General features: G+C 65.0%; 9 protein-coding genes and 1 tRNA gene. 7 read left to right on the forward strand and 3 right to left on the reverse strand.

The features are described from left to right. Positions 1-26 precede the first annotated feature (26 nt). Complete coding sequence (locus tag N2602_RS16760; protein ID WP_260383304.1) at positions 27-3215, reverse strand: efflux RND transporter permease subunit; 3189 nt, start codon at positions 3213-3215, stop codon at positions 27-29. Positions 3216-3335: 120 nt separating this feature from the next. After that, entirely contained in the window at positions 3336-4580 is a 1245-nt protein-coding gene (locus N2602_RS16765; protein WP_260383305.1) for an efflux RND transporter periplasmic adaptor subunit, read from the reverse strand. Positions 4581-4778: 198 nt separating this feature from the next. Between N2602_RS16765 and N2602_RS16770 the strand changes: the two genes are divergently transcribed. The 7 genes from N2602_RS16770 to N2602_RS16800 all read left to right on the forward strand — a co-directional run bounded on the left by N2602_RS16770 (position 4779) and on the right by N2602_RS16800 (position 11067). Next, positions 4779-5384: a TetR/AcrR family transcriptional regulator gene (locus N2602_RS16770; protein ID WP_260383306.1), complete on the forward strand. Its 606-nt coding sequence runs from the start codon at positions 4779-4781 to the stop codon at positions 5382-5384. Positions 5385-5750: 366 nt separating this feature from the next. Continuing rightward, on the forward strand, positions 5751-6968 hold the full coding sequence (locus N2602_RS16775) for a multidrug effflux MFS transporter (protein ID WP_260383307.1): 1218 nt from the start codon (positions 5751-5753) through the stop codon (positions 6966-6968). A 15-nt stretch (positions 6969-6983) separates the two neighbouring features. Then, complete coding sequence (guaD, locus tag N2602_RS16780) at positions 6984-8381, forward strand: guanine deaminase (RefSeq protein ID WP_260383308.1); 1398 nt, start codon at positions 6984-6986, stop codon at positions 8379-8381. Positions 8382-8392: 11 nt separating this feature from the next. Continuing rightward, on the forward strand, positions 8393-9376 hold the full coding sequence (locus tag N2602_RS16785; RefSeq protein ID WP_260383309.1) for an antibiotic biosynthesis monooxygenase: 984 nt from the start codon (positions 8393-8395) through the stop codon (positions 9374-9376). A 52-nt stretch (positions 9377-9428) separates the two neighbouring features. Continuing rightward, positions 9429-10331 (forward strand): ribonuclease Z, encoded by a 903-nt coding sequence (locus N2602_RS16790; protein ID WP_260383310.1) that lies wholly within the window; start codon positions 9429-9431, stop codon positions 10329-10331. 151 nt (positions 10332-10482) lie between these two features. Next, positions 10483-10556: transfer RNA gene (locus N2602_RS16795), tRNA-Gln, on the forward strand. Positions 10557-10704: 148 nt separating this feature from the next. After that, positions 10705-11067, forward strand: a complete 363-nt coding sequence (locus N2602_RS16800; RefSeq protein WP_260383311.1) for a DUF1428 domain-containing protein — start codon at positions 10705-10707, stop codon at positions 11065-11067. Positions 11068-11077: 10 nt separating this feature from the next. On the opposite strand, the gene N2602_RS16805 is transcribed toward N2602_RS16800, so the two are convergent. Further along, a complete protein-coding gene (locus N2602_RS16805; RefSeq protein WP_260383312.1) occupies positions 11078-11644 on the reverse strand; it encodes an invasion associated locus B family protein in 567 nt (188 codons plus the stop codon). Positions 11645-11688 lie beyond the last annotated feature (44 nt).

Here is an 11688-nt window from a genome sequence, read left to right on the forward strand (position 1 = left end):
CCGCCGGGGGCGCGGCGGGACGCTGTTCACTCGGCAGGCCCGTGGACCGGGGCCGCGCCGACGTCGCTGCCGTGATGGATCAGCGGCTTCATGCCCGTGACGGTTCGGAGCAGCACATAGAACACCGGCGTCAGGAACAGGCCGAACACGGTGACGCCGATCATCCCGGAGAACACGGCAACGCCCATCGCGCGCCGCATCTCCGAGCCGGCACCGGTCGAGAGCACCAGCGGCAGCACGCCCATGATGAACGCCATCGACGTCATCAGGATCGGGCGCAGCCGCAAGCGACTGGCTTCGATCGCGGCCCGGATCGGCGTGCGCCCGGCGAATTCGAGTTCGCGCGCGAATTCGACGATCAGGATCGCGTTCTTGGCGGAGAGGCCGACCAGCACGATGAGGCCGATCTGGGTGAAGACGTTGTTGTCGCCCTTGGAGATCCAGACGCCGAACATCGCGGCGAGCAAGCCCATCGGCACGATCATGATGATCGACAGCGGCAGGGTCAGGCTCTCATAAAGCGCGGCCAGCACCAGGAACACCAGGAGGATCGCCAGCGGAAACACCCAGATGCCGGAATTGCCGGCGATGAACTCCTGATAGGTCAGGTCGGTCCATTCGAAGGCAAAGCCCGGCGGCAGCACCTCCGCGGCGATCCGCGTCGCCGCCTCCTGCGCCTGTCCCGACGAGAAGCCGGGCGCAGCCGCCGCGTTGATGTCGGACGACAGGAAGCCGTTGTAGCGGATCGCGCGTTCCGGCCCCGCGCTCTGGCGGATGTTGAGCAGCGCCGACAATGGCACCATGTCGCCGGACGACGAGCGCACCTTCAACTGCCTGATGTCGTCGGCGCGGGCGCGGAACGGCGCGTCGGCCTGCACGCGGACGGAATAGGTGCGCCCGAACTTGTTGAAGTCGTTGACGTAGTAGGAGCCGAGGTAAATCTGCAGCGTGTTGAACACCTCCGTCACGGGCACGCCCAGCTGGAGCGCCTTGGTGCGGTCGATGTCGGCGAACAGCTGGGGCACGTTGACCTGGAAGCTTGAGAACACGCCGGCGATCTCCGGCGCCTTCTGCATCGCCGCCATGAAGGCGTTGGTCGCCTCGTTCAGGGCGTCATAGCCGAGACCGGCGCGGTCCTCGATCTGCAGCTTGAAGCCGCCGATGGTGCCGAGGCCGTTGACGGGCGGCGGCGGGAACATGGCGATGAAGGCTTCCTGGATCCCGGCATATTTCTTGTTCAGCTCGGCCGCAATCGCATTCCCGCTCAGGGCCGCATCCTTGCGCTCGTCGAACGGCTTCAGCGTCGAGAACACGATGCCAGCGTTGGAGGAGTTGGTGAAGCCGGAGATCGACAGGCCCGGGAAGGCCACCGAGCTCTCGACACCGGGCTGGGTTAGCGCGATATCGCTCATCTTGCGGATCACCTCCTCGCTGCGGTCGAGCGTGGCGCCATCGGGCAGGCGGGCGAAGCCGACGAGGTACTGCTTGTCCTGGCCCGGCACGAAGCCGCTCGGCACCTGCTGGAACAGAAACGCCGTCAGTCCGACCAGCACCACATAGAGGCCCATCACCGCGGCCTTGCCCAAGATCACCTTGCCGACGGTGCCGCTGTAATTGTCCGAGGAACGCGTGAAGGCCTTGTTGAAGCCGCGGAAGAACCAGCCGAGGCTCTTTTCCATGATCAGCGTCAGCCGGTCCTTCGGTTCGTTGTGGCCCTTGAGCAGCAGCGCCGACAAGGCCGGTGACAGCGTCAGCGAGTTGATGGCGGAGATCACGGTCGAGATCGCGATCGTCAGCGCGAACTGCTTGTAGAACTGCCCGGTGAGACCGGAGATGAAGGCGAGCGGCACGAACACCGCGATCAGCACCAGCGCGATCGCGATGATCGGGCCCGAGACCTCGCGCATCGCTTGATAGGTGGCATCCCGCGGCGACAGCCCCGCTTCGATGTTGCGCTCGACATTCTCAACCACGACGATGGCGTCGTCGACGACGATACCGATGGCGAGCACGAGACCGAACAGGCTGAGCGCGTTGATGGAGAAGCCGAACACGTGCATCACCGCGAACGTACCGACGATCGACACCGGCACGGCGAGAAGGGGAATGATCGAGGCCCGCCAGGTCTGCAGGAACAGGATCACCACCAGCACTACCAGCGCGATCGCCTCCAAGAGCGTGTGGATCACGGCCTCGATCGAGGAGCGGACGAACTGGGTGGGATCGTAGACGATCTGGTAGGACACGCCCTCCGGCATGTTCTTCTTGATCTCCGCCATGGTGGCGCGGACATTGTCGGAGATCTGCAGCGCGTTGGAGCCGGGCGCCTGGAAGATCGGGATCGCCACCGCCTGCTTGTTGTCGAGCAGCGAGCGCAGTCCGTATTCGGAAGCGCCAAGCTCGATGCGCGCGACGTCGCGCAACCGCACGACCTCGCCGCGCGTACCGGTCTTGACCACGATGTCGCCGAACTGTTCCTCGTTGGCGAGCCGGCCTTCCGCATTGACCGAGAGCTGGAGATCGATGCCTTTGACGTTCGGGGAGGAGCCGACCACGCCGGCGGCGGCCTCGACGTTCTGCGCCTGGATCGCCCGCACGATGTCGCTCGCGGTGAGCCCATGCTCGGCGGCCTTCTGCGGATCGACCCAGACCCGCATCGAATAGTCGCCGGCGCCATAGAGCTGGACGTCGCCGACGCCGTCGATCCGCGCTAGCCGGTCCTTGACGTTGAGCACCGCGTAATTGCGCAAATAAGTCATGTCGTAGCGGCCGTTCGGCGACAGCAGATGCACGACCATGGTGAGGTCGGGCGACGACTTCTTGGTGATGATGCCGAGCTGGCGCACCACGTTGGGCAGGCGCGGCTCGGCCTGCTGCACCCGGTTCTGCACCAGCTGCGTCGCTTTGTCGGGATCGGTGCCGAGCCGGAACGTCACCGTCAGCGTCATCGCGCCGTCGGTGGTCGCCTGGCTCGACATGTAGAGCATGTTTTCGACGCCGTTGATCTGCTCCTCGATCGGGGTCGCCACCGTCTCCGCGATCACCTTGGGGTTGGCGCCGGGATAGGTCGCGCGCACCACGACGGAGGGCGGCACCACGTCCGGATATTCCGAGATCGGCATCGCGAACAGCGAGATCAGCCCGGCGAGGAAGATCAGGACCGACAGCACGCCGGCGAAAATCGGACGGTCGATGAAGAACTTTGAGAGATTCATGGCCTTGCCCCCTCCGTCATTCCGGGGCGCGCGCGAACCCGGAATCCAGAAGTGAAGTAATCGGAGTTTCGTAACTGCGAGATCCCGGGTTCGGGCTTCGCCCGCCCCGGGATGAACTAACTAGCGCTGCACCACGTCCTGGTTGCTGTGGTTTGACGCCTGCTGCGGCCCCCGCGCGCCCATCGCTGCCACCTCCGTCTTGAGGAGGGCGCCCGGACGCACGCGTTGCAAACCGTTGACGACGATGCGGTCGCCGGACTTCAGGCCCGAGGTGACGATGCGAAGTCCATCGACGGCACCGCCGAGGGTGACCGGCCGGTAGACGGCGCGGCTGTCGTCGCCGACCGCCATCACGAACTTCTTGTCCTGGTCGGTGCCGATGGCGCGCTCGTCGATCATCACCAGTGCCTGCTGCTTGGGCTGGCCCATGCGCACGCGCGCGAACTGGCCGGGAATGAGGCGTCCGTCGTCGTTGCGGAATACAGCGCGGACACGGATGGTGCCGCTCTGGCCGTTGACCTGGTTATCGATGAGCTGGATGTGGCCCTTTGCGGACAAGCCGCCCGACGTCGTCATCTCGACCGGGATCTGGTCGAGCTTGCCGCGGCTGCCGGTGCTATCTGCGATCGAGTTCAGTGCGCGCAGCACCAGCTCTTCGTCCGCATCGAACGAGGCGTAGATCGGATTGACCGAGACCAGCGAGGTCAGCACCGGCGAAGCGGTGCCGGCGGCGACGAGATTGCCGACGGTGACCTCGATCTTGCCGACGCGGCCATCCACGGGGGCGCGCACTTCGGTGTAATCGAGATTGAGCTTTGCGGTCTGCAGCGTCGCCTCGGCCGCCTTGACGTTGGCGATCGCTTCGCGATTGGCGTTGTCGCGCTGGTCGTAGTCGCGCCGGGTGACCACGGCGTTGCCGACGAGCTGCGCGCCTCGCTCGAGCTCGCTCTGGGTGAAGACGACGCGCGCTTTGGTCGCCTCGAGCTGGGCCGCCGCCTTGTCGACCTCGGCCGCATAGGGGGCTGGATCAATCTTGAACAGCACGTCGCCGGCCTTCACCAGCGCGCCTTCGGTGAAGTTCGCCGACAGGATCGCGCCCGCGACGCGCGGGCGGAGCTCGACGCGGTTGATCGCCTCGAGCCGGCCGGAGAAATCGTCCCACAGCACGGTCTGCCGCGGCTCGATCATCGCCACCGTGACGGAAACAGCCTGTTCAGCTGCGGCCGCCGGTGCGGTGGCTTGCGCCGCATGAAAATAGCGGCCGGTCACGACCGAGCCGGCGGCGGCGAGGGCGCCCACGATGGCGACGCCACCCAGAAGGCGGCGGAAACGGCCGGTGCGGGAGGTGTTTTGGGAGGGGGGCATTTGCGCGCTCCAGATATGTAGTGTTCACTACAGATGTGGAGCTGGATACCGCAGTGCAAGATACTTATGTACCATTCACTAAGAAAATTGTACGGCGATACCGCGACGATTGGAAGACACAAGAAAAAGAAAGCTAGAACAAATAGATAGGATCCTGCGTTAGGCTGAGGACAAACGCCGATCCGAGGAGACAGGCACATGGGCATGGGACGCCCCCGGGAATTCGACGCCGAAATGGCGTTGGACCAGGCGATGGAAGTGTTTTGGCGCCATGGCTATGAGGGCGCGACCATTGCCCAGCTCACCGAGGCCATGGGCATCAATCCGCCCAGTCTCTACGCCTGCTTCGGCAACAAGGAAGGGCTGCTGAAGGCCGCGCTCGATCGCTACACCAGGCTGCGCAACATCTGGATGGACGAGGTGGTGGCAGCCCCCACCGCCCGAGCCGTGGCCGAGCGCATGTTGATGGGCATCGCCGACAGGCAGACCGATCCCGCCAATCCGCCCGGCTGCCTGCTGGTGCAAGGCGGCATTGCCTGTGGCACAGGCTCCGAGAACGTCCCCTTCGAGCTCGCCGCGCGCCGCGCCCAGAACGAAGACCAGCTCCGCGACCGTTTCGTCCGCGCCAGGGCCGAGGGCGATCTCAAGGAGAGCGCCGATCCGGCTGCGCTCGCGCGCTATGTCTCGGCGGTGTCGGTCGGCATGGGCGTGATGGCGTCCTCGGGTGCCGATCGCGAAGCGCTGCGGCAGGTCGCGAGCGTGGCCGTGCAGGCCGTCGAGGCGCAGTCGGTCGATCGAACGTAGACCAGCGTGGATCAGGCGCGCGCACGGCTCGCGCAGAAGCAACCATGCCTTCCGATCGGTTAATGGCCAGACGGGCGATCATGCAATCGTGCCGCTGTTTTGCCCGACGCATCAAGCGCCCCCACTAGGCTCGACTCACGAGGCGAAATTCTTCAACGATTTCTACTTTGCATGGGGTTGTCTTCGCATTTTTGTTTTGAGTGACGGCCAGGGCATCATCGCCGAAACGGATCGACACGAAAGCTCCTAAGAGTTTCTACACACAGTTCTGGCACGTTCCGCGCGTCAAGACCCGCAACCTGCATCGTCGCCTCTCATTGCGCGCACGAAAAGATGGGACCCGCGGGCATCGAGGGGGCGTAAGCCATGACTGCACTTGCTTCGGACGCCGGTCGCGCCAGGAGTGGGATCGTGCCGATCCTGTTGTGTGTCGTGCCGTTCAGCCAGATTCCGCTCGATGCCTATACGCCAGGCCTGCCGCAGATGGTGGTGGATCTCGCCGCCGATCCGGCCTCGATGCAGAACACCGTTACCGCTTACATGCTCGGTATGTCTCTGGCGCTGGTGCCGGTCGGTATTGCCTCGGACACAATCGGCCGCCGCAACGTGCTGCTCGCGGGCCTGTCGGTGCTGATTGCGATGAGCATCGCCTGTGCGCTCGCCACAAGCGCCTCGCTGCTGCTGGGCTTGCGCTTCCTGCAAGGCATCGGCGGCTGCACTTGTCTCGTTGTCGCCTATGCGGTCGCCGCTGATTGTTTCCGCGGCCGCGAGCTCACCGCGATCTCCGGCCTATTAGGTGCCGCCTGGGGCCTTGCGCCGGTGCTGGCGCCGGCGGCCGGTGGCTTCATCGTCGAGCTGACCTCGTGGCGCGGTGTCTTCGTCGTCATTGCCCTCGCCGCGGCGATCGTTGCCACGATCGTCGTATTCCTTCTGCCTGAAACATTGCCGGCCGAGCGGCGCGCGCCGTTCGATCCGCGCCGCACCGCCGGCATCTTGCGCGATGCGCTGGTGCGGCCGGGCTTCCTCGCTTTCGTGCTGGTCTTTGCTGCCGCAGCCAGCGCGCAGCTGGCGTTCGGCGTCGTAGCGCCGTTCTTCTACCAGACTGGTCTTGGCTATTCGGCGGCCATCTACGGCCTCGTCGCACTCGGCCTTGGCGGGGTCAATCTCGCCGGCGAGCTCGGCTGCGCGCATTTCGCGCGCTTCATGCCGGCGCGCATGCTGGGCTTCGGCGCCTTCGCGCTGTTCCTCGCCGGCGCCGCGGCCCTGACCGCAACAGGCATGACCCTCGGTCTCGATTTCCTGTCGATCACGATCGGCGGCGCGCTGGTGCTCGGCGGCTGCGGTGTGCTGTGCCCGATGATGTACGGCATGGCGCTCGGCCTGTTCGAGCGCGACCACGGGCTGATCGGCGGCCTCATCAGCGCGCTCTGCTATCTCGCCGTCAGCGGCGCCATGGCGATCACGGCGGTGTTGCCCGAAGCGACGCAGGCGCCGATCGGATGGCTCTATCTCGGCCTCTGCGCCGTCGCCGGTACGCTGCTCGCGATCTCGCTGCCGTCGGCGCGACAGGCCACGCAACCTTAAGGAAGGAACCAGTTCATGACCACCGTCGGTATTCGCGGCACGTTCTTCGACTTCGTCGACGATCCCTGGAAGCATGTCGGCAACGAGCAGGCCTCCGCACGCTTTCACCAGGACGGCCTCATGGTCGTCGCGGACGGCGTGATCAAGGCCTTCGGCCCCTATGACAAGATCGCCGCCGCCCATCCGGGCGTCGAGATCACCCACATCAAGGACCGCATCATCGTCCCCGGCTTCATCGACGGCCACATTCATCTGCCGCAGACGCGCGTGTTAGGGGCGTATGGCGAGCAGCTCTTGCCGTGGCTGCAGAAATGGGTCTACCCGGAAGAGCTCAAATACCGGGATCGCGACTACGCGCGCGAGGGCGTAAAGCGTTTCCTCGATGCGCTGCTCGCCTCCGGCACCACCACCTGCCAGGCCTTCACGAGCTCCTCGCCAGTGTCGACTGAGGAATTGTTCGAGGAAGCAGCTCGCCGCAACATGCGCGTCATCGCGGGCCTCACCGGGATCGATCGCAATGCGCCGGCCGATTTCATCGATACCCCCGAGAATTTCTATCGCGACAGCAAGCGGCTGATCGCGCAGTACCACAACAAGGGCCGCAATCTCTACGCCATCACGCCGCGCTTCGCCTTCGGCGCTTCGCCGGAACTGCTGAAGGCGTGTCAGCGCCTCAAGCACGAGCATCCGGATTGCTGGGTCAACACCCACATCTCCGAGAACCCTGCCGAATGCACCGGCGTGCTGGTCGAGCATCCGGACTGCCAGGACTATCTCGGCGTCTACGAGAAGTTCGACCTGGTCGGGCCGAAATTCTCCGGCGGCCATGGCGTCTATCTCTCGAACAACGAGTTCCGCCGCATGTCGAAGAAGGGCGCGGCGGTGGTGTTCTGCCCGTGCTCGAACCTGTTCCTCGGCAGCGGCCTGTTCCGTCTCGGACGCGCCACCGATCCCGAGCATCGCGTCAAGATGTCGTTCGGCACCGACGTCGGCGGCGGCAACCGCTTCTCGATGATCTCCGTGCTAGATGACGCCTACAAGGTCGGCATGTGCAACAACACCCTGCTTGACGGCAGCATCGATCCCGCACGCAAGGACCTCGCGGAAGCCGAGCGCAACAAGCTCTCGCCCTATCGCGGCTTCTGGTCGATCACGCTCGGCGGCGCCGAAGGCCTCTACATCGACGACAAGCTCGGCAATTTCGAGCCCGGCAAGGAGGCCGATTTCGTCGCGCTCGATCCGAACAGCGGGCAGGTCGCGCAAGCGTGGCATCAATCGCTGATCGCCGACGGCGCCGGCCCGCGCTCGATGGATGAGGCCGCGAGCATGCTGTTCGCCGTCATGATGGTCGGCGACGATCGCTGCGTCGACGAGACCTGGGTGATGGGCAAGCGTCTCTACAAGAAGAGCTGAGACGGCCGCCGATGAGCGCATCTCCTGAAACAGCCGGCCAGCCGGTCGCCCTCGTCATCCAGCGCCGCATCGCCGACGACGGCTTTGCCGCGTTCGCACGGTGGAACGGTGAGGTCGGCGAAGTGCTCAAGGCCTGGCCCGGCTTTCTCAGCCAGGAGGTGGTGCCGCCGCAACCCCCCGCGCATGTGGACTGGGTGACGATCCTGCGTTTCGCCAGCCCGGCTGCAGCACGTGCCTGGCTCCAGAGCGATGTACGGGCGCGCCGCATCGCAGAGGTGCAGCGCTTCTTCGTCGGCTCGGAGGACGTCCATATCCTGCCCGACACCGGCGTCCAGCGCGACAGCGCGGTCTCGGCGGTGATCTCCTTCAAGGTCCCCGATGGGCTCGAGGATGCGTTCCTGAAATGGCAGCAGCGCATCCAGGCGGCGGAGGCCGAGTTCAAGGGATTTCTGCGCCACAAGATCGAGCGGCCGATTCCGGGCCTGCACGAGGAATGGATCATCATCCTGTCGTTCGACAGCGATGCCAATCTCAATGCATGGCTCGACTCGCCCTTGCGGCAGACCCTCCTTAAGGAGGGCGAGCGCTTCAATGCCGGAATGCACGTGAAGCGGGCGGGCTACGGCTTCAATTTCTGGTTCCCGGCCGGCAAGACGTCGGCCCCCGAGCAAGGGCCCGGTTTCATCTGGAAGAGCAACCTGATCGTTCTCCTGGTTCTCTATCCCGTGGTGTACCTCTGGGGCTTTTTCATCAGCAGGCCGCTGATCGATAGTCACGGCGTGCCGGTCTGGCTGTCGCTGTTCGTCGGCAATCTCGTCAGCACCCAGCTGCTCGGCTGGTGGCTGGTGCCCGCGGCTTTCAGGGCGCTCGACTGGTGGGTTACGCCGAAGGCTGCGATCAGTCGCCAGATCGGCGGCTACGTGCTGCTCGCCGTGCTCTATGCCGCCTCGATGGGCCTGTACGCGCTGCTGCTCGCGTGGCATTGGGGACGGTGAGACCGTCGACCGCGTTGTCGCGGAGAGGGGCGGTCGCTGGATATCGACGACCATGTTCGCCCTGACATTTCTCGGGACATCGGCCAGCGTTCCCTCAGCGGAGCGCAACCATCCAGCGCTGCTCGTGGAAGCCGCAGGCAAGCGCGTCCTGGTCGATTGCGGCGAGGGCACGCAGCGCCAGTTGCTGCGCAGCGGCGCCGGCTTCCGGCGGCTCGACCGCATCCTGCTCACCCACGCCCATCTCGACCACGTGCTCGGCATCCCCGGACTGTTCTCGACGCTCGGCTTGCGGCAGACGTCCGAGGCAATGACCATTCACGGCGGCGAAGGCACGCTCGACCTCGTCGTCCGCATGCTCGCCGGCCTGTGGGGCCCGGGCAGGGCGCCGATCGCCGTTGAGTTCGCTGTGCTGACCGAGGGACAAGTCATCGACGCCGGTGAATTCACCATCGGCTGTTTTCCGGTCCGCCACCGCGACACCGACAGCTTTGGCTTCGTCTTCCAAAGCCCCGCCCGCCGTCATCTTTGGCCTGATCGCCTCATCGCGCTCGGTGTCCCCGACGGTCCCTTGCGCGGCGAGTTGGCCGCTGGCCGACCGATCGTGCTTGCCAACCGAACCATCGATCCGGAAGACGTCCTCGGTCCGCCGAGCGGCGGCAGCAAGCTCGTCGTGATCGGCGACACCGAGACCACCGAGGGGCTGTCGCAATACGTGGCCGGTGCCGACACGCTGGTGATCGAGGCCACGTTCCTCGATCGCGACGCGCCGACCGCGCGGAGTTACGGCCATCTCACCGCGGCAGAAGCGGCCTGCTTTGCGGCCACGAACAAGGTCGGACAACTCGTGCTGACGCATATGTCAGGACGCTACGAAGACGCGGAGATTCTCGCCGAGGCGGCAGGAATCTTCCCGAACACCCGGATCGCCGCAGATTTCGATCGCATCGTCGTCTGATCAAGCTGGCCTTGGCTCGATCATGCAGCGCTTGCCAGCCCAGATGCGAGCGGGTAGAACGCTGCCACGCCTGAGCCGTGATTTGCGCGCTGCGCTTCCGGCCACAGTCGAGCAAGTCAGGCAAGCCTTTGAATTTGTTCGGCTATTCCGTTGGGGAATGGTGTAACGGTAGCACAACAGACTCTGACTCTGTTTGTCTTGGTTCGAATCCAGGTTCCCCAGCCAGCTCCGGGCAGTTTTCGAGGGCATGATTCCGAAGCGCTCCGGCGTCGACATTCACGCGGCGGTTTGCCTCACCTGACATTCGCATGTCCAAGTCGGATCGCGGCACGCTCCATCGTCCTTGGGCTGGACAAACCCAAGGAGATCGCAAATGCCCTATGTCGATGGTTTCATTCTCGCCGTGCCGAAGGACAACATCGAGGCCTACAAGGCGCTGGCGACGAAAGCCTGCGCGATCTGGATGGAGCACGGCGCGCTCGACTATGTCGAATGCATCGGTGACGACGTTCCCTATGGCGAGCTCACCTCATTTCCGCGCGCGGTGATCGCGAAGGAGGACGAGATCGTGGTGTTCGCCTGGATCCTCTATCGGGACCGGGAGAGCCGCGATGCCGTCAACAAGAAGGTGATGGCGGATCCGCGGCTGAAAATGGAAGGCATGCCGTTCGACGGCAAGCGCATGATCTATGGCGGCTTCACGACGCTGCTGCGGGCGGGCGACATCGCGACGTGAGGAGAACCCGCTACTTGATCTTGTCGTAGGCGGCCGCGAAATCGCCGAGCGGCATCGGGATCGCGATCGTCTCCTTGGCCATGTTCTGGAACGAGACCTTCAGCTGCTTGCCCGAGCGCAAGGCGGCGAGCAGGTCCGGTGCCATCGGCGTCGAGGCGTAGCAGCCGCGGTTCTCGCAGGTCTGGATCTGGAGGTCGAACATCTTGCCTTCGTCGACCTGGAGCTTGGCCCCGACGGGAAGGTTGAGGCCAAGCGGCAATTGCAACAGCGCGATCGGCGTGCGGGTGTCGGGCGCAATGCGGATGTTGATCAGGACGACGGTCTGGCCGGTCTTGGTCAGCACCGCGTTCTGCTCCATCGCGCATTCGAGCGGCGCGTCACGACTTGCGCTGGTGCAGCGGACGATCCAACCGGGCTGTCCGGAAGACCCGTCAGCCTGCGCCTGCGTCGGGGCGGGCGCGGGCTGCGCGGCCGGGGCGGGCGCGGCGTTCTTCTTAGCGCCCTGCTGGGCATGTGCGGCGCCAGCTGACAACAGGACAGCAGCGGCAAGGGCGACAAGTCTGGATTGCATAGGCATGGGAAACCGCATTTGCGAACCGGGGTCTCGCTGTAGCGTCGCGG

Source organism: Bradyrhizobium sp. NC92 (assembly GCF_025200865.1).
Taxonomy (GTDB): domain Bacteria; phylum Pseudomonadota; class Alphaproteobacteria; order Rhizobiales; family Xanthobacteraceae; genus Bradyrhizobium.